Annotated in this window: 16 protein-coding genes; 6 read left to right on the forward strand and 10 right to left on the reverse strand. The window is 68.9% G+C overall.

Annotation, left to right across the window (positions count from 1 at the left end):
• Positions 1–4 precede the first annotated feature (4 nt).
• From ACFVH5_RS05865 to fxsA, 6 genes are all read right to left on the reverse strand, one after another.
• Complete coding sequence (locus tag ACFVH5_RS05865; protein WP_210889852.1) at positions 5–949, reverse strand: AAA family ATPase; 945 nt, start codon at positions 947–949, stop codon at positions 5–7.
• A complete protein-coding gene (locus ACFVH5_RS05870) occupies positions 946–1,353 on the reverse strand; it encodes a CU044_2847 family protein (protein ID WP_385832338.1) in 408 nt (135 codons plus the stop codon). The genes ACFVH5_RS05865 and ACFVH5_RS05870 overlap by 4 nt, the downstream gene beginning before the upstream one ends.
• Positions 1,354–1,458: 105 nt before the next feature.
• Complete coding sequence (gene fxsT, locus ACFVH5_RS05875; protein ID WP_385832340.1) at positions 1,459–4,488, reverse strand: FxSxx-COOH system tetratricopeptide repeat protein; 3,030 nt, start codon at positions 4,486–4,488, stop codon at positions 1,459–1,461.
• A gap of 210 nt (positions 4,489–4,698) precedes the next feature.
• A complete protein-coding gene (locus ACFVH5_RS05880; protein ID WP_385832342.1) occupies positions 4,699–6,207 on the reverse strand; it encodes an aKG-HExxH-type peptide beta-hydroxylase in 1,509 nt (502 codons plus the stop codon).
• Positions 6,208–6,223: 16 nt separating this feature from the next.
• Positions 6,224–7,438 carry an FxsB family cyclophane-forming radical SAM/SPASM peptide maturase gene (locus ACFVH5_RS05885; protein WP_385832390.1) on the reverse strand — a complete coding sequence of 405 codons (1,215 nt, stop codon included), beginning with the start codon at positions 7,436–7,438 and terminating at the stop codon, positions 6,224–6,226.
• Between the two features lie 245 nt (positions 7,439–7,683).
• Complete coding sequence (gene fxsA, locus ACFVH5_RS05890) at positions 7,684–7,860, reverse strand: FxSxx-COOH cyclophane-containing RiPP peptide (RefSeq protein ID WP_107021351.1); 177 nt, start codon at positions 7,858–7,860, stop codon at positions 7,684–7,686.
• 256 nt (positions 7,861–8,116) lie between these two features.
• Between fxsA and ACFVH5_RS05895 the strand changes: the two genes are divergently transcribed.
• The 3 genes from ACFVH5_RS05895 to ACFVH5_RS05905 all read left to right on the forward strand — a co-directional run bounded on the left by ACFVH5_RS05895 (position 8,117) and on the right by ACFVH5_RS05905 (position 10,826).
• A complete protein-coding gene (locus tag ACFVH5_RS05895; protein WP_385832344.1) occupies positions 8,117–8,302 on the forward strand; it encodes a DUF6104 family protein in 186 nt (61 codons plus the stop codon).
• Positions 8,303–8,659: 357 nt separating this feature from the next.
• Positions 8,660–9,727 (forward strand): DUF4097 domain-containing protein, encoded by a 1,068-nt coding sequence (locus tag ACFVH5_RS05900; RefSeq protein WP_385832345.1) that lies wholly within the window; start codon positions 8,660–8,662, stop codon positions 9,725–9,727.
• 1 nt (position 9,728) lies between these two features.
• Positions 9,729–10,826 carry a helix-turn-helix transcriptional regulator gene (locus ACFVH5_RS05905; protein WP_385832347.1) on the forward strand — a complete coding sequence of 366 codons (1,098 nt, stop codon included), beginning with the start codon at positions 9,729–9,731 and terminating at the stop codon, positions 10,824–10,826.
• 50 nt (positions 10,827–10,876) lie between these two features.
• On the opposite strand, the gene ACFVH5_RS05910 is transcribed toward ACFVH5_RS05905, so the two are convergent.
• The 4 genes from ACFVH5_RS05910 to ACFVH5_RS05925 form a co-directional block, all read right to left on the reverse strand.
• Positions 10,877–11,485: a Clp protease N-terminal domain-containing protein gene (locus ACFVH5_RS05910; RefSeq protein WP_385832349.1), complete on the reverse strand. Its 609-nt coding sequence runs from the start codon at positions 11,483–11,485 to the stop codon at positions 10,877–10,879.
• Entirely contained in the window at positions 11,485–11,694 is a 210-nt protein-coding gene (locus ACFVH5_RS05915; protein ID WP_107021356.1) for a helix-turn-helix domain-containing protein, read from the reverse strand. The genes ACFVH5_RS05910 and ACFVH5_RS05915 overlap by 1 nt, the downstream gene beginning before the upstream one ends.
• 106 nt (positions 11,695–11,800) lie before the next feature.
• A complete protein-coding gene (locus ACFVH5_RS05920) occupies positions 11,801–12,766 on the reverse strand; it encodes a zinc-binding dehydrogenase (protein ID WP_384803337.1) in 966 nt (321 codons plus the stop codon).
• A 341-nt stretch (positions 12,767–13,107) separates the two neighbouring features.
• Positions 13,108–14,331 carry an NADP-dependent malic enzyme gene (locus ACFVH5_RS05925; RefSeq protein WP_384803340.1) on the reverse strand — a complete coding sequence of 408 codons (1,224 nt, stop codon included), beginning with the start codon at positions 14,329–14,331 and terminating at the stop codon, positions 13,108–13,110.
• Positions 14,332–14,990: 659 nt separating this feature from the next.
• On the opposite strand from ACFVH5_RS05925, the gene ACFVH5_RS05930 reads away from it, so the two are divergent.
• Genes ACFVH5_RS05930 through ACFVH5_RS05940 form a run of 3 tightly spaced genes read left to right on the forward strand, consistent with a single transcriptional unit; the run spans position 14,991 to position 17,737 of the window.
• Entirely contained in the window at positions 14,991–15,953 is a 963-nt protein-coding gene (locus ACFVH5_RS05930) for an ABC transporter substrate-binding protein (RefSeq protein ID WP_384803343.1), read from the forward strand.
• Positions 15,954–15,986: 33 nt separating this feature from the next.
• Entirely contained in the window at positions 15,987–16,931 is a 945-nt protein-coding gene (locus ACFVH5_RS05935; protein ID WP_385832350.1) for an amino acid ABC transporter permease, read from the forward strand.
• Positions 16,932–16,984: 53 nt separating this feature from the next.
• Positions 16,985–17,737 (forward strand): amino acid ABC transporter ATP-binding protein, encoded by a 753-nt coding sequence (locus tag ACFVH5_RS05940; protein WP_385832391.1) that lies wholly within the window; start codon positions 16,985–16,987, stop codon positions 17,735–17,737.
• Positions 17,738–17,859: the final 122 nt, after the last annotated feature.

Genomic DNA, 17,859 nt, shown 5'->3' on the forward strand with positions numbered 1-17,859 from the left:
TGCCTCAGCCGGTTTCGAAGAGGTCCCTGACACGGGCCTCGTCGTCCGTGGTCCAGTCGAACGTGCCGCCGTGGGCGGTCTCCGGCCTGCGGTGGCGGAACGCCATCGGCAGGACTCGCAGCAGATGGCCGGGCTCCACGGTGTCCGCTCCCTCCAGGGCGGCCAGCGCGCGGGCCGCCAGCGTCGCGACGATCTCCCCGCGCTGCCCGACGGCCTCGACCCGCTGGGCCACCTGTGCGCACAGCTGGACCATCTCGTCCGGAACCTTCATCGTCGCCACCCGGCTCCTGGCGCTTTCCAGCAGGTCCCGCGTCGCGGTGTTGTCCTGCTCGGCCTCCTGGAGCCAGGGCGACTCCTCCTTCTGGTACTCCTCCTCGAAGGCCAGCACGGTCTTGATCGTCCGGTGCCGGGTCTCCGTGTCCTGCTGCTGGGCGGCGACCATGAGCCCGAACCGGTCGAGCAACTGCGGCCGCAGCCAGCCCTCTTCGGGATTCATCGTGCCCACCAGACCGAAGGAGACATGCTTGGCGTCGGCCAGCCCCTCCCGCTGCACGGACAGCACACCCGTGGAGACGACATCGAGGATCACGTTGACGAGATGGTCGTCGAGCAGGTTGACCTCGTCGATGTACAGGAGCCCTTTTCCGGCCGCCTCTTCGAGGAGTCCCGGCTGCGGGCGGGCCTCACCCCGCATCAGCGCCTCCAGCTCCCAGCCACCGACCACCCGGTCGTCGGTGGCGTTGATGGGGAGGGTGACGGGCAGTTCCGCGTGCACCATCAGCGCGAAGGCCCGCACGATCGTGGACTTGGCGGTGCCCCGCGCACCGGCCATCAGGACACCGCCGATGCGTGGTGCCACGTAGTTCAGTTCGAGCGCCAGCTTGAGGTCGTTCTGCCCCACCACACGGCTGTAGGGAAGGATGCGTATGGCTCCGGTCGTACGGCTCACGAGTCGGTTCCCCCTCCGCTGCCCGGTAACGCCTCGACCGGGGCGGCGGTCCGCCACCGGAACGTGACCTGCAACTGCGCTTCGGCCTTACTGGTGACCAAGGCCGCCATGCCCGCGTCGACCTTGATGGACAACTGCATCTCGATCTCGTCCGGTCGCAGATCGTCCGTCAGTTCGGCGAACCGGCCGACGGCCTGGGCGGCGCACCGCCGGGCCAGCTCCAGCCCGTCCGTGTACGCGTCACGGGCCACCTCCACGACACGCTGCGCGACCCGCCCTCTGACCTCCTCGTCGCCGTAGACGGCCGCGAGACCGTCATCGGCGTCCGGATCGAGGTCGACCTCGATCTGGACGGGGATGGGCCCGTCCGCGCCATCCGGTACGGGGCCCACTAGGATCACCACACGTCCCCCCGGTGCAACTGTCCTGTGCAGTACGGCTGTTGGGCGGGAACTGGCTTCATTCCCCGGCGCACATGGCGGTATGCGTCGAGGAGCCGACTTCCCGGCTCAGGTTTCCTGTGGTTCGAAGTCCCACAACAGACGCTCCCTACGGCGCGCCTGGACCGTGTAGGAGTGCTGGGCGCCGAACACTGAGGTCAGATCGGACAGCGCCTCCTGCTCGACCTTCTCGGCCTGTTGGCTGCTCCTCAGCCCGCGCATGTCGTCGGCCAGGCCGATGCGGGCGAAGACCGTCAGCGGATGGGTCCGCCCCAGCGTTTCGGTGGCCTTGGTGACGGTGTCCTTGCTGAGCTCGGCGGCCGCGTCGAAGTCGTCCACGAGTTTGCGCATCGCGGAGGCGTTCAGAGCACAGCCCAACGTCCAGGGATGGTCCTGTCCCACCGCCGCCGTCATGTCGAGCAGAGCCTGCTCGACCATCGCGTGGGCCTGCTCGCGCTCACCCACGTCGGAGAGGATCAACGCGTAATTGGCACGAGACCCCGCGATGTAGGGGTGTCCAGCGGGAAGCATCACCTCGTAACGGGCGATGACGGATTCGCTCACGGTGCGGGCCTCGTCGACATTGCCGTGCCGACGGGCGAAACAGCTGTACCCGGAGGTGACGATCAGCGTCGTCGGACTGGTTTCACCCAGCACGCGTTCGCTGCGTTCCCTCAAATCAGCCAGAGCGGCGAGGAGCTGGTCGGTGCGCTCACGATCCCTTCCGCTGCTGCCATACGCACAGAGAGCGTAGTTGTACTCCGCCAGCACAGTCACATAATTGCCCGACCCCACAGCCCTGCGCAGCTCGCGGACATTTTCCCTTTGAATTGATACGGCTACCTTGTACTGACCCAGAAGACGGAGGTCCAGCGCGTGGTGGAATTCCGAGGACAGCGTTGAAGGATTCCGTGTGCTGAGGATCCGCCGCCGCTCCTCAAGCGTACGCCGGTCACATTCGCGCGCCTGTTCATAGCGGCCCAGGAGCCTCAGAGTGACCGCCAGGTTGTTCTCGACGCGCAAGGTCGTCACAGAATCCGGACTCAAGGCGGCACGGCACGTCGGAACGAGCCACTCGCAGAGTTCCAGCGATTCCTCGTACCGGGCGAGTGCCCGCAGGTCCGCCGCCAGACCGCTGACCGCACGGATGTGCGCCAGGGACTCGGCGCCCTGGGCGTCCCTCAGGTACTCGATGGCCGACCGGGTGATGGCTTCCGAACGTTGGTACTCACCCACTCCACGCAGCAGGTTGGCGTAGTGGTGTGCCACCTCCCAGACCTTCGGGTGGTTCTCACCGAGCAGTGAGCGCCAGGCGTCCATGGCGCGTTCACCGAGTTTGATACCTGCCACGTAGTCGCCGGACTGGTACATGTAACGGAGGCTGTCGAGGACCAGGCGCTGCACGCCCCGGTCCTCGCTCCTCAGCACGTCCGCGTGCTTGAGGTGCGGCACCAACTGGGCGTACTTCTCCCAGGAACGAACGTCGTCCGGGCTCCCGGGGTTTGCTGCTACGAGCGCTTGCCGCACCACGTCGATAAATTCCTGACGGTCTTGGTCCGGCATATTCTGGCGGACGATCTGATGAACCATTCGATGCAAGTAGAAAAGCCCTCCCGAGGTGCTGGTCTCATCGGAGTCCGCCGTCTGAAACTCCTCAGGGATGACGGAATAACGCCGCAGCTGTTTGACCGCCTTCTGCCACGCATCCGAATCGTCCAGAAGTTCAGCGATCCGGTCGGGCACATGAACGGTCGGCATCTGCCGCAGTAGATCCACAGGAATAAGACCCGGCGCGAAGAACGTACACAGCTGCAGGAGGTCGACGGATTCGGGCGCGGTCTCCCGGAGTTTGCCGAGAAGTATCGACCAGGACTGCTGGAACGACATCCGGAAATCAGGCGATACCCTTACCACGCTCTGATCGACGCTGCTCTCCAGCAGATCGATGTACTGCGTCACCGACATGTCCGAGTCGTTGAGCCAGCCGGCGGTCTGGTCCAGCGCCAGCGGCAGGTCTTCGAGCGCTTCGGCCAGTTGTTCCGCCTCGGACCAGGTCAACCTCGGGGCACGACGACGGATGAAGGCCACCGACTCGGTGCGGTCGTAGACCGGCACCTCCAGCAACTGGCTGTTGTGGTCACGCCATTGCGGGTTGCGGGAAGTGATCAGTACATGGCCGGTGCCGGTCGGCACGAGATCCGAGATCTCCTCCGGCTCATCGGCGCCGTCCAGGACCAGCAGCCAGTTGGCGTAGGGGTCGCCCCGACGCAGCGAGGTGCGCACCGCTCGCAGCCGCTCTCCGTAGTCGGCCCCGGTGGTGAGCCCGAGCTTCGGGGCGAGCTCCGCGAGGGCCCGCCGGTAGCCGGAGCGCTTTTCGGCGCGCACCCACCACACCACGTCGTACTCCAGCCGGAACCGGTACACGAACTCGGCGACCAACTGGGTCTTGCCCACCCCCGGCATGCCGTGGAAGGTCACGACGCCCGCGCCCGGTTGCGCGTCCTGCAGCAACCGGTACGCGTCGTTCAGAAGTTCCTCCCGCCCGGTGAAACGGGTGTTGCGGCGTGGCACCGTCGGATCCCAGACCTCCGGACTGGCGGTCGGGAATCGCGGTGCCCGTCGCGCGCTGTCGGCGAGTTCCACCGGGGGCCGGCCGAGCAGGTCCAGCCGGTCGAGAACGCGCCGCTCGGCCTCCTCGGCGCCCACGAGCGTCAGATCGGTCGCGGCAAGCACCGTGGTGGCTGTCGGTACCGGCTGGTTGGTGACCAGGACGCCTGCGAACCGCTCGGCCTCCGGCGCCACCACCTCACGGAGGGCCGTGTTCCATTCCTCGTACGTCCTCGGTCCGAGCTGGAAGTACCACTCGCTGACGACGATGAGGATCCGCCCCGGCGCGAGTTTCAGGTCCCGCAACTGCTCCGCGAGCGGGACTTCGGAAGGTCCTTCCCACCGCTGGTACACGACACGTTGCCCGTGACGTTCGAGCACGTAGCCGATCCAGGCCGCCCAAGCCCGGTTGTACCCGGCGAAACTTATGGTGACTGCCTGATTTTGGGCATGCCTGTCGGCCGGTCCGACCGGCGCACGGCTTTCAGACATGCAGCAGCCTCCCCCGCGTACATCGCGCGTGAGTCTATGACGCATGCAGGGATTGCCAACAGGGCTCATTAGGACGCGAGTTGGCGTGCCCGGGTATGCTGGGCGCACCCGCGAGCAATTCGCCCTATATGCACCATTCGATGGGTATTCGGACTGCGATCTTCACCCCTCCAAGAGACTGCGCATCCTTGGGACACACCCGTGTTCCACTCATTCGGCGGGCGTACGGCAGCGCATCCACCGCGCGTGGGCTGCACTCACGCGCTCCTCGGCACGGATCTGCATGCCCCGGGGAGGCGGCTCCTCTCCCATCCGCTCGCACTCCTCGGTCAGCCGATCGACCAGCAGACGCCCCTGCGCCGTGAGGGCGGTCGATGCCGCGAGCACCGGCAGCGTCACCATGACCTGCGCCCGATAGCGTGCGTGCTCACCCCACGCGATGCTCCGTTGCTCAGGTCTCGGGGTGGCCGCCAACGCGCACCGCTGGAAGAAATCCGCGAGCGCCACATGGCTGTAGGCGCCCTGCAGCAACCCGTCATAGGGCCTGGGATCCGGCCGCCACGGTGCGAAGTGTCGCTTTTGTGGCCCCTCCCGATGCAGCACCACCATGTCACTGAGGGCTGCCAGTTTGGCGTGCTGCACCTCGTGCACGAGAGTCGCTGCGAAGGTGGCGGAAGTGGGCGGCGTACTGCTGAGCACGGCCCCGAAGGCCTCCCTCCGGGTTCCGCTGCAGCTTCCCGTTCCCCCGTCGGGCGCCCCGTGGCCCGCAGGTGGGGCCAGGGGGACGAGACAGCGCAGTAGCGCGGCGACCTCCGCGACCCGGTGCTCACCGCCGAGTTGCAGGATCGAACGCACTCCCGCCCAGGAGGTCAGCCAACGCTCCCGTTCCGCCTTGTCGAGGGTGGCCGGACCGCTCAGCGCCTGATGGCGGGAATCACCGTCCACCGTGCGATGCGGATCGAGATCGTCGAGCGGGACGGGAGCGGACTCGGGCAGCAGCCCGGGAAGAAGGTGAACCGGTTTCCAGGCGGTCGCGGCGGACCGGGTCGCGAATCCGGTCACAGGCGCGAGCCCGAGGCCGACACCGAAAGCCGTCGGGGCGTCCCGCTCCGCCACGTCCACCGCCACGTCGACCTCACCGCGCCGGCGAAGTGTCACACGACCGTCCCGGGCCACCACCTCGATGTCTCCGCCGCCGATCGCGCCCAGCGCCCCCAGGGAGGGCAGCGCCAGCACCCCGTCATAGGCGGACAGCCGCGCCGAGAACGGCACCCCGGCCCGTACCGCGGCCGCCGCGGCGAGCGCGCTGAAATAGCCGAGTTCGCGGCGCAGGGAGAGTGCCCGTCGCTGCCGCGCCGTGCGAGGAATCGTTTTCGTGCTCAGGGCGCGCAGGCAGCCGCGGGCCCACGGACCGACGAGCGGATACAGGATCTGAGTACGGGCGGGAGAGTGCCTGACACTCTTTCCCTCACCCGGCGGCTCCTCCGCCTCACCTGCCCGGTCGGCCTCCTCCAAAAGCGCCCAGTCCGTTCGGAACCGCTGACGCAGCGCAGGCGGGCAGATCTCCGCATCGGCTTCCTCCACGGCGTCCAGGACCGCACGGAGCAGAAGCAGGCGCCTTACCTGCTGATCCCTCACGAGGAGGGCCAAAGTGTCCGGGCCGCCTTCGGTGCGGCCCAGTTCGCTCAACGCCTGCTCCGGCAGCAGCGACGGGATCAAGAGGTGTCTCCTGGGATCAAGGGGTGTCTCCTCCGGAGGCGGTGAGCCCGGCGGATGGACGTCCCGGCGCCGCCGCGGCGAGCCGAAGGGACACATGCCGGATGAATCGCTGCAGGTCGACGCAGTAGACGGAAGGGTGGGAGAAACCCCGCCCGGCGCGGTAGCGATGCGCGTAGTTGCCGCCGCCGCAGACGGTGAGCAGGGGGCAGGCCCGGCAGCGGGTCGCCAGTGCGGCGGCCCCCGCCTGTCGTGCCATGACGCCGGGATGGCGCAGCGCCTCGTCGAAGCTGTGCCGGTGCACATCGAGGCCGGTCCACGCCGCTCCGTCGTACGCCGACTTGAGGGAGTCCACCTGCTCGATGGAGCCGTCGGTCTCCACGACGACGGCGTCGAACGGAGCGAGCCCCAGCGCCTCCGTCACCGCGGGGAGCCCCATGAGCAGAGCCATGCACTCTTCGAAGAGGCGCACCCGGGTCTCCCTTCGCGGCCCCCGCCACCAGCGGTCGAACACGGCACAGAGCCAGTCCCCGTACGGTGTCGGTGCGTCGCGAGGAGCGTCGGCCTCCTCCGGTCCAGGTCTGAGGTACGGCGGCGGCGCCGACCAGTTCCCGTGCGGAAGCAGGAGGTCGAGGACCGGGGGGCGCAGGGCAAGCAGAGACTCGTAGACCTCGACAGGGGGTGCGGCAGGGTCCACGACGGTGAGAATCCCGGCGTACGAGTCCGGAAAGTGGTCGGCGAGCAGTCGGGCGCCGCGGACCGCGGCGGGCCAGGAGGGGCCGCCCCCGCGCGCCACCCGGAGCGCGTTGTGCGAGGGCAGGCCACCGTCGAGGCTGATGCCGACGCGGATGCCCTGTCGGGCGAGCACGGTGAGCCTGTGCGCGTTCAGAAGGGTGGCGTTGGTCTGTACGACGGCATGCACCGTGCAGGAGCGCGGCACCCGGTCGCGCACGCTCTCGGTGAAACGGGCAAGCGTGTCGGCTCCCGCCAGAAGGGGCTCTCCACCGTGCAGCACCAAGGACAGCGCGCCGAGCCCATGTGTCCCCGCGTGTTCGGCGATACGGTCCGCCGTGCGTTCCAGCACCTCGAACGACGCGCCGGCGGGGCGGTCTAGCCAGGAACGGTCCGGGCCCTCGTACAGATAGCAGTACCGGCACGCGAGGTTGCATCTGCCATGCACCTTGACGATGAACTGGCGAAAAGGTGCAGACGTGACCGGCGCCGATACCGACACGGATCCCTGCAGGCCGTCCACCCGGCACCCCCAGCCGTCGAGTTCTTCCTCCGGTACCGCATGTTCCCGCGGCTCCGTGCGCTCGCCCGCGCCTCGTCGTCGGCGCAGCACGAGGTCAAGCCGCACCTCGACCCCGCATCGACCGTCCGCAGCGCCATTACCAGCGCTTTCCCGGTCGCAAACGCTCACCGGCCGAAGCTGTCCGATTCAACCGGCGGACCGGCCGGAACCGGCATCCCATGCGGCTAGAACGCGTTGTTGAACCCCCACAGCATCTCGCTCGGCTGCTCCGCCCTCTCCCTGAGTTCGGCCAGAACCTCGGCCAGCACCGGGTGCTCGATCGTCCTCAGCTCCGCGAGCCCCAGTGCGAGAAGATCCGGCAGCGGCTCCGCGGCCGTCTGCTCATCGTCCTCTGCGCCCATCCTTCGACTCCCTCCCTCCGCCCGACCCCACATGCGCCCCGCCGGTTCCGGCACTTCCACCGGCCGGCGGGTTGCCTTTACGGGCCCACCGTCCCGTAGGACATACCCCGCCAGTGACGTGCCTGCGCACCCGGCAGCGTGGCGGACCTCGCACAGGTACATCGAGCGGGCACACGGCACGGGCCGGTCCAGGCGCCCTATCCTGCTGTACAGCCTTTCAGCACAGCTTTTCAGCGAAAACGACGGAGCACCACGCATGTACTTCACCGACCGCGGTATCGAAGAGCTGGAGAAGCGGCGCGGCGAGGAAGAGGTCACTTTCGAGTGGCTCGCCGAGCAACTGCGCACATTCGTCGACCTCAACCCGGACTTCGAGATCCCGGTCGAACGCCTGGCGACCTGGCTGGCCCGCCTGGACGACGAGGACGAGGACGAGGAGTAACTCCCTTTCGCTTCAGCCCGTCCGCCGTCCACCCAGCCCGTCCGGCGTTTGAGGACGAGCGCGCAGCGCGATCAGGGGGGCGAGGGGGCGCAGCCCCCATGCGTGGACGGGAACGGGAAGGGGCGGCGGGGGCGAGAAACATCCGATCGCGATATGACAGGACGCCCCCGCTGCGGAGCAGCAGCCCCGGGCCTCGACGGACGTCACGAGGTCGAATTATCCGCATTTAGCGCCATTGCGACCCCTCGGGTCACCAGAACGAGTGCCTTGACTTCCGACATCCGCGATATATCGTGTCTATCAGAAGACGCGATATGGCGCGTCGTCGTGTACGCCCCTGCCGAGGAGGTCAGCACCATGTCCGAGTGGTCCGTCGCAGAGCCAAGGAAGCTCACATTCGACGAACCGGTGACGGCCCTCCATGTGCGCATCGCCAGCGGCACGGTGAACGTGGTGGGGATCGACGAGGGCCCCGCCCACCTCGAAGTCTCCTCGATAGAGGGACCACCCCTGATGGTCACGCAGGAGGACGGCACCCTGACGGTCGCGTACGAGGACCTGCCCTGGAAGGGGTTCCTCAAGTGGCTCGACCGCAAGGGCTGGCGCCGCAGCGCGGTGGTCTCCCTGGCCGTCCCCGCCCGCACACGCGTCGAGGTGGGCGTCGTCGGCGCCACCGCCGTGGTCTCCGGCATCGACGGCCGCGCGGTGGTGAAGGGCATCTCCGGCGACACCACGCTCGTGGGCCTGTCGGGCCCGGTCCGCGCGGACACGGTGTCGGGGAACGTGGAGGTCCAGGCCCTCACCGGCGACCTCCGGCTCAACTCCATCTCGGGCGACCTGACCGTCATCGACGGCTCCAGCCGGTCCGTGCGGGTCGACTCGGTCAGCGGCTCCGTGATCGTCGACCTGGACCCGGCCGGCCGGTCCAGCGACATACGGCTGACCAGCATCTCGGGCGAGATCGCCGTCCGCCTGCCGCATCCGGCGGACGCGGAGGTCGAGGTGGACTCGGCGAGCGGCACGGTCTCCAGCGCCTTCGAGGACCTGCGGATCGACGGCCGGTGGGGCGCCAAGAAGATCACCGGCAGGCTCGGCGCGGGGAACGGCCGCCTGAAGGCGACCACCGTCTCCGGTTCGATCGCCCTGCTGCGCAGGCCCCCGGCGGAGGACGAGCCGTGGGACGAGGAAGTGGATTTCGAGAAGAGGGCGGACGTCGGGGAGGATGGCCCACGGGACGCGGACGCGGCTCCCACCCCGTCCGGAACCGGACCCGCCTCCGGAACCGGACCCGCCTCCGGGACGCCCGCGTCAGCCACCCCCTCCACCCCCGCTCAACGCCCACCCTCCGACGTCTCCGGCGCCGCCACCGCCACTGACGCCACCGACGGATCACCCGACGGCACGACCCACCAGAAGGGGCTCTGACATGGCTCCCGTCTTTGCCCATGGCCGCCTGCGGCTCTACCTCCTCAAACTGCTCGAAGAGGCACCACGCCACGGTTACGAAGTGATCCGCCTCCTGGAGGAGCGCTTCCAGGGGCTGTACGCGCCGTCGGCCGGCACCGTCTACCCCCGGCTGGCCAAGCTGGAGGCCGAGGGCCTGGTCACCCACACCACCGAGGGCGGCCGGAAGGTGTACGCGATCACGGACGCCGGCCGCGCCGAGCTGGCCGACCGCAGCGGCGAACTGGCCGACCTGGAGCTGGAGATCCGCGAATCGGTCGCCGAGCTGGCCGCCGAGATCCGAGCCGACGTGCGCGGCGCCGCGGGGGATCTGCGCCGCGAGATGCGGGCCGCGGCGAGCGAGGCCCGCCAGGGTTCCACGGGAGCCGGCGCCAAGGCGCACGGCGAACGTGAGGGCGCCAACGGCGACTTCACGGACCTCGGGGACAAGGAGGCCTGGCGCGCGGCCAAGGAGGAGATGCGCCGCGTCAAGCAGGAGTGGAAGGAGCAGGCCCGGCGGGCCAAGGACGAGAGCCGGCGGGCCCGCGAGGAGGCCACGCGGACCCGGCACCAGGCCAAGGAGGCCCAGGAGCGGGTGCGGGCGCAGGCGCAGGAGGAGCTCCAGCGCATCGCCAAGCGCGTCCAGGACCAGGTGCAGGACCACTTCACCCACGGCGACTGGCCGACGGGGGTCCGGGAGGGCCTCACCGAGCTCGCCAAGGAGTTCGGCGATTTCGGCAAGGACTTCGGCAAGGAGTTCGGGAAGGACTTCGGCTTCGGCCGACCGGGCACGGGATCGGGTGCCGGGACGGGGACGAGGAAGCCCGGCCAGCCCGGTCAGCCCGACTACACGGACACTCCTGAGGACTTCCCCGCCGGTTACGAGCCCTCCTGGGCCCATGAGGACTCGACGGGCGATCCCACCCGGGACCTGGACCGCCTGCTGGACCGCTTCCGCGACGACATCCGCGACGCGGCCCGCGATCACGGGGTGACGGAGCAACAACTGCGCGATGCCCGCCGGCACCTGTCGTCGGCCGCGGCGCACATAGGTGCGGTGCTGCGGACGCCCAAGGGCTGAGGGACGGTGGAGGCGGTCCGGGAGCGGACCGCCTCGCCTCCCCCTGTCCCTCAGCTCGCCTTGGCCTCTCCCCCGCCGTACAGCACGCGGCACAGTGCCACGTAGGTCACGCCGTGGTCGGCAAGGACCTCCGACGGGACGCCGGGGCGGGCGGCGAGCGCGAGGAGGAGGTGCTCGTCGCCGATGTGCCGGTCCTGCTGGGCCAGGGCCATGCGCAGGGACTCGGTGAGGACGTCTTTGGCCCCTCGCGCGAAGGGACGCCGCTGACCGACGAAACCGGCCCACCACCCCTTGCCACGCCCACTGTCGCTGCCGTCGCCCGTCGCGTTCCCGTGAGAGCCCTCCAAGGCGCCCTCTCCGTGGGCCTCCTCGACGCGGGAGACGATCGCCGAGACGTCGATGCCCAGCCCCGAGAGGGCGTCGGTGTCGGCGCGGGAGAGGCCGCCGCGGCGGCGCGCCTCGGCCAGGGCCTGCTGGACGGACTCCCTGCGGCCTCCCAGCCCCAGCGACGTCAGGGCGAACGACGCGCGGCTGGCCTCGCGGTCGAGGAGTGCCAGCAGCAGGTGCTGTTCCTCGACCGTCTCCGCGTCCAGGCGTTCGGCATGGCCGACCGCGCCGAGCACCACCGCGCGGGCGTCCTTCGTGAACCGTTCGAACATCACTGCCTCCCGTACTTCTTGTGCACGGCCTGCCTGCTGACACCCAGTTCCGCGGCGATCTCCTGCCACGACCAACCCTGATTGCGCGCGCTGCGCACCTGCACCGCTTCGAGCTGCTCCAGGAGCCGCCGCAACGCGGTCACGGCCCGCAGCCCGATCCGCGGATCGCGGTCGCCCGCGCGCTCGGCGAGATCCGTTGCTTCGGTCATGGTGTCAACTTAGATTGACGCGCGAGGGATTGTCAATCCCGGTTGACGCCCGGGTTGGCGACCCGGGAGGCAGGCAAGGGCCATGGGGCGTCAGAGGGCAGGCGGGTCAGGAGGTGGTCAGCACGACCTTGCCGAAGAGTTCGCCGGACTCCATCCGCTCGAAGCCCTCGCGGGCGCGGTCCAGCGGGAGGACTTCGTCGATGACGGGGCGTACGCCGGTGGCGGCGCAGAAGGAGAGGAGGTCCTCCAGTTCGTCCTTGGTGCCCATCGTGGAGCCGACGACCTTGAGTTCGAGGAAGAAGATGCGGGTCAGTTCGGCGTGCGGGGGGCGGTCACCGCTCGTGGCGCCCGAGATGACCAGGGTGCCGCCCGGCTTCAGGGACTTGACCGAGTGGGACCAGGTGGCGGCGCCGACGGTCTCGATGACGGCGTCCACGCGGTGCGGCAGCCGGGCACCGGACTCGACGGCTTCGACGGCGCCGAGTTCCAGGGCGCGCTTGCGCTTCGCCTCGTCGCGGCTCGTGGCGAAGACGCGCAGCCCCGCGGCCTTGCCGAGCGCGATCGCGGCCGTGGCGACACCGCCGCCGGCTCCCTGGACGAGAACGGAGTCACCGGGGCGTACACCGGCGTTGGTGAAGAGCATGCGGTACGCCGTCAGCCAGGCGGTGGGCAGACAGGCGGCCTCTTCGAAGGAGAGCTCGGCGGGCTTGGGCAGGACGTTCCAGGTGGGGACGGAGACCTGTTCCGCGAAGGTTCCCTGGTAGCGCTCGGTGAGGATGGAGCGGGGCTCCTTCGGGCCGACCCCGTGGCCCGTCTGCCCGATGACGGAGTGCAGGACGACTTCGTTGCCGTCCTCGTCGATGCCGGCGGCGTCGCAGCCGAGGATCATCGGCAGCTTGTCCTCGGCGAGGCCGACTCCGCGCAGCGACCAGAGGTCGTGGTGGTTCAGGGAGGCGGCTTTGACGTTGACGGTCGTCCAGCCGGGGCGGGGGGTGGGGGCGGGGCGGTCACCCAGTTCCAGGCCGTTGAGGGGGTGGTCGCGGTCGATGCGGGCGGCGTAGGCGGCGAACATGTGCCGACCTTAGGTGGCAGGTGCGCCGGACGGAACGGGGTCCGCCTGTGACCCGCATCCCTCACGGGACGTGACCCCACGCACCCTCGCCCCCACACACCCACGCGGTTCCCCGGGCCCCTGCGAACGTCGTCGACACTCCCGCCGTCGTGGCTGCTCGCGCAGTTCCCCGCGCCCCTGAAAAACGCCTTCGGCTCTCCCACCGTCGTAGCTGGCCGCACCCGACCACCCCGGCAGCCGCCCGGCCGAACCCCCGGAAAAACCTTCCGGCAAACGCAACCGGGCCCCGCCCATCAGGACGGGACCCGGAGCCGACTGCCGGCGGCCAGAAGAAGACGCGGCTAGCGCCGCGCCACACCCTCCGCCCGCGCCGCCGCCGCGACCGCCGCGGTGACCGCCGGAGCGACCCGCTCGTCGAACGGCGACGGAATCACGTAGTCCGCGGCCAGGTCGTCCCCGACGACCGCGGCCAGCGCCTCGGCCGCCGCGATCTTCATGCCCTCGGTGATCCGGGAGGCCCGCACCTGCAGCGCTCCCGCGAAGATCCCGGGGAAGGCCAGCACGTTGTTGATCTGGTTCGGGTAGTCCGAGCGCCCGGTGGCGACGACCGCCGCGTACTTGTGGGCGACGTCGGGGTGCACCTCGGGGTTCGGGTTCGCCATGGCGAAGACGAAGGCACCCTCGGCCATGGAGGCCACGGCCGGCTCCGGCACCGTACCGCCGGAGACGCCGATGAAGACGTCGGCGCCCGCGAGCGCGGACTCCAGGGATCCGGAGAGACCCGCCTTGTTGGTCATGACGGCGAGGTCCCGCTTGACCGGGGTCAGATCGTCCCGGTCGGTCGACACGATGCCCTTGCGGTCCGCGACGGCGACGTCCCCGAGTCCCGCCTCAAGGAGGAACTTGGCGATGGCCACCCCGGCCGCGCCGGCGCCCGAGATGACGGCCCGCAGCTGCCCGAGCGAGCGCCCGGTCAGCCGTGCCGCGTTCCGCAGGGCGGCCAGCGTGACGACGGCCGTACCGTGCTGGTCGTCGTGGAAGACGGGGATGTCCAGCCGTTCCTGCAGCCGGCGCTCGATCTCGAAGCACCGGGGTGCCGAGATGTCCTCCAGGTTCACGCCGCCGAAGGACGGCGCGAGGCGCACGACGGTCTCGACGATCTCGTCGACGCCCGTGCAGTCCAGCGCGATCGGCACGGCGTCGACGCCGCCGAACTGCTTGAACAGGATCGCCTTGCCCTCCATGACGGGGAGCGAGGCCTCGGGCCCGATGTCACCGAGACCGAGCACGGCGGTCCCGTCCGTCACGACGGCGACCACGGACGACTTCCACGTGTAGTCGTGGACGAGTTCCGGCTGCTCCGCGATGGCCATGCAGACCTTCGCGACGCCGGGCGTGTACGCGAGGGACAGGTCGTCCTTGTCACGGACGGGCACGGTGGCCTGCACGGCCATCTTCCCGCCACGGTGCAGCGCGAACGCCGGGTCGAAGGAATCGAGGGGCTCCGCCCCGCCGTCCTGATCCGTACTGCTGTCGCTGCGAGGATTGACGATCTCCGCTGCCACTTTGTTTTACCCCTTAAGTCTTCTTGGTTGAGGGTTGCCGCTCCTGGTGAGGAACGGGCGGGCACCGCACATGTCCCTGATGACTGTTAAGTACGGAACATGCGCGACGGGCGCGCCGCACACGCGCCCTGAGCCCCGGATGAGGGGTGTAAGGAACCTTCTTACCGGACGGACCGCATCGCGGACGAGTCGATAGAGCGAAGGTCACACGCGGGCGGCCGAAGCTCGCGCACCGGAGGGCCGGGACCCTCATATCGCGGGGGCCGGGCTCGTATACCGGAGCGCGAAGGTCACATACCGGTGACATGACTCATGACCGAATACATCGAACAAGCCCACTTCACGAACAATCCGCCGATAGGCGCCGTGGTGTCGCAAGTGCGCAGAAGTGGCCGCACGTATCGCGGGATCCGCAGAAGATCCTCCGGCCCTCGCGGAGGTTTTCCGCACAAGATCCGGTCGAGCCGGACCGCTTCGGTCCGGTTAGGGGGTCACCCGTTATCCGATTTTGACATGGCGGGCACCCTGAAGGGACGAGTCCGAATGGCAAGATGCCCTAATCACACGAGGTCGCGACACCCGAAGGTGTGTGTTCTCGTCGACCCATCGGCTACTGCCGACCCATCGGCAACTCCACCCACCCGCCGGAGGAACCCACCATGACCGCACGCTCCACCCGTCGTACGACCGCCGCGCAGTCCCGGATAGCCGCGGTCGGTGCGATCGCGGTCGCAGGCGCCCTGCTGCTCACCGGCTGCGGTGACCAGACCAAGGACAAGGACAGCGGCAGCTCGGACACCGCCGACTCCAGTGCGGCCCCGCTGGCCGACAAGCTGCCCAAGGCCGTCCGCGACAAGGGCGTCATCAAGGTCGGCTCGGACATCGCGTACGCGCCCGTCGAGTTCAAGGACGACTCCGGCAAGACCGTGGGCATCGACCCCGACCTCGCCGACGCCATGGGCAAGCAGCTCGGCGTGAAGTTCGAGTTCGAGAACGGCACGTTCGACACCCTGCTCACCGGCCTGCGCTCCAAGCGGTACGACATCGCGATGTCGGCGATGACGGACACCAAGGACCGCCAGGAGGGCATCGACGCCGAGACCGGCAAGAAGGTCGGTGAGGGCGTCGACTTCCTCGACTACTTCACCGCGGGTGTCTCGATCTACACCAAGCAGGGCGCCGACCAGGGCATCAAGACCTGGGACGACCTGTGCGGCAAGAAGGTCGTGGTGCAGCGCAACACCGTCTCGAACGACCTCGCCAAGGACCAGGCGAAGAAGTGTCCGGCGGGCAAGAAGCTCTCCATCGAGGCGTTCGACAACGACCAGCAGGCCCAGACCCGGTTGCGCGCCGGTGGCGCCGACGCCGGTTCCTCGGACTTCCCCGTGGCGGCGTACGCGGCGAAGACCTCGGGCGGCGGCAAGGACTTCGAGGTCGTCGGGGAACAGGTCGAGGCCGCCCCGTACGGCATCGCGGTCGCCAAGTCGAACACCGAGCTGCGGGACGCCCTGCAGGCGGCGCTCGACGCGGTCATCAAGAACGGCGAGTACGACAAGATCATCGCGAAGTGGGGCGTCGGCGCCGGCGCCGTGAAGGAAGCCACCCTCAACGGCGGCAAGTGACCGCGTAGCCGGCGGCGCTGAAAGGCAACATCCGTGACTGTTGACATCGACAAGACGGCCGGGCCCCAGGACACTCCCCCGGGCGGCCCGGAGGCCATCAAGGCCATCCCGGTCCGGCACTACGGGCGGTACGTCTCGGCCGTCATCGCGATCGCGATCTTCGTCTCGATCATCTACGCGTTCGCCCAGGGCAAGATCAACTGGGGTGCCGTACCGGACTACTTCTTCGACGACCGCATCCTCAAGGGCGTCGGCCAGACGATGCTGCTCACCGTCCTGTCGATGGTCATCGGCATCGCGGGCGGCATCCTCCTCGCGGTGATGCGCCTGTCGAAGAACCCGGTGACGTCGTCGATCGCGTGGTTCTACATCTGGTTCTTCCGGGGCACCCCGGTCCTGGTCCAGCTCGTGGTCTGGTTCAACCTGGGCCTGGTCTTCCAGTACATCAACCTCGGTCCGATCTACAAGGACTACTGGTCGAGCTTCATGACGCCGCTGCTGACGGCGCTCCTCGGGCTCGGCCTGAACGAGGCCGCGTACATGGCGGAGATCTGCCGCGCGGGTCTGCTCTCGGTCGACGACGGCCAGACCGAGGCCTCGCACGCCCTGGGCATGAGCCACAGCAAGACCCTGCGGCGCATCGTGATCCCGCAGGCGATGCGCGTGATCGTGCCCCCCACGGGCAACGAGGTCATCAACATGCTGAAGACGACCTCGCTGGTGTCGGTGGTCCAGTTCTCCGAACTGTTCCGGTACGCGCAGGACATCGGGCAGTCGTCGGGCGCACCCGTGGAGATGTACTTCCTGGCCGCCGCCTGGTACCTGGTCCTGACCTCGGTGCTCAGCGTCGGGCAGTACTACATCGAGCGGTACTACGCCCGCGGTTCGAGCCGTGCGCTGCCAGCCACCCCGTTCCAGAAGATCAAGGCGAACATGCTGTCCCTGTCCAACCGCTCGGGCGGAGGAGCCAGCGCATGAGCGCCGACGCGAACCTGACGAAGAACGTGCCCGGGGCGGGCTCCGGCACGGCGATGGTGAAGGCCGAGGGCGTCCACAAGTCCTTCGGCCCGGTCGAGGTCCTCAAGGGCATCGACCTCGAAGTGAAGCCCAGCGAGGTCTTCTGCCTGATCGGCCCGTCCGGCTCGGGCAAGTCGACGTTCCTGCGGTGCATCAACCATCTGGAGAAGGTGAACGCCGGGCGGCTGTACGTCGACGGGGAGCTGGTCGGCTACCGCCAGAAGGGCGACAAGCTGTACGAGCTCAAGGACAGCGAGGTCGCGCTGAAGCGGCGGGACATCGGCATGGTGTTCCAGCGCTTCAACCTGTTCCCGCACATGACGGCGCTGGAGAACGTCATGGAGGCGCCGGTCCAGGTCAAGGGCGTGAGCAAGGCGCAGGCGCGTGAGCGGGCCGGTCAGCTCCTGGAGCGGGTCGGTCTGGCCGACAAGTCGGGAAACTACCCCTCGCAGCTCTCCGGTGGGCAGCAGCAGCGGGTCGCGATCGCGCGGGCGCTCGCGATGGAGCCGAAGCTGATGCTGTTCGACGAGCCGACGTCCGCGCTCGACCCGGAGCTGGTCGGTGACGTCCTCGACGTCATGCGCGACCTCGCGGAGTCGGGCATGACGATGGTGGTCGTCACCCACGAGATGGGCTTCGCCCGGGAGGTCGGCGATTCGCTGGTCTTCATGGACGAGGGTGTGGTGGTGGAGTCCGGCCACCCGCGGGAGGTCTTGACGAACCCGCAGCACGAACGGACGCAGTCGTTCCTGTCGAAGGTGCTTTAGCCGTCCGGCGGTCGGGCGGATACGCGGAGGGGCGGTACGGGTTTTCCCGACCCCCCCAACGCGGATCGGCAACCCCCGGGGTGTGATTTGTGATCGGGTGCGGGGGGGGGGGGTCGACGAAG

Origin of the sequence: Streptomyces sp. NPDC127119, from assembly GCF_042677425.1 — a bacterium.
Classification (GTDB): domain Bacteria; phylum Actinomycetota; class Actinomycetes; order Streptomycetales; family Streptomycetaceae; genus Streptomyces.

Bases quoted from the DNA above. Each gene is read 5' to 3' on its own strand.
- ACFVH5_RS05915 (WP_107021356.1), bottom strand. From the start codon at position 11,694: ATGACCGAAGCAACGGATCTCGCCGAGCGCGCGGGCGACCGCGATCCG.
- ACFVH5_RS05905 (WP_385832347.1), top strand. From the start codon at position 9,729: ATGGCTCCCGTCTTTGCCCATGGCCGCCTGCGGCTCTACCTCCTCAAA.
- fxsA (WP_107021351.1), bottom strand. From the start codon at position 7,860: ATGGGCGCAGAGGACGATGAGCAGACGGCCGCGGAGCCGCTGCCGGAT.
- ACFVH5_RS05910 (WP_385832349.1), bottom strand. From the start codon at position 11,485: ATGTTCGAACGGTTCACGAAGGACGCCCGCGCGGTGGTGCTCGGCGCG.
- ACFVH5_RS05930 (WP_384803343.1), top strand. From the start codon at position 14,991: ATGACCGCACGCTCCACCCGTCGTACGACCGCCGCGCAGTCCCGGATA.
- ACFVH5_RS05895 (WP_385832344.1), top strand. From the start codon at position 8,117: ATGTACTTCACCGACCGCGGTATCGAAGAGCTGGAGAAGCGGCGCGGC.
- fxsT (WP_385832340.1), bottom strand. From the start codon at position 4,488: ATGTCTGAAAGCCGTGCGCCGGTCGGACCGGCCGACAGGCATGCCCAA.
- ACFVH5_RS05940 (WP_385832391.1), top strand. From the start codon at position 16,985: ATGGTGAAGGCCGAGGGCGTCCACAAGTCCTTCGGCCCGGTCGAGGTC.
- ACFVH5_RS05900 (WP_385832345.1), top strand. From the start codon at position 8,660: ATGTCCGAGTGGTCCGTCGCAGAGCCAAGGAAGCTCACATTCGACGAA.
- ACFVH5_RS05920 (WP_384803337.1), bottom strand. From the start codon at position 12,766: ATGTTCGCCGCCTACGCCGCCCGCATCGACCGCGACCACCCCCTCAAC.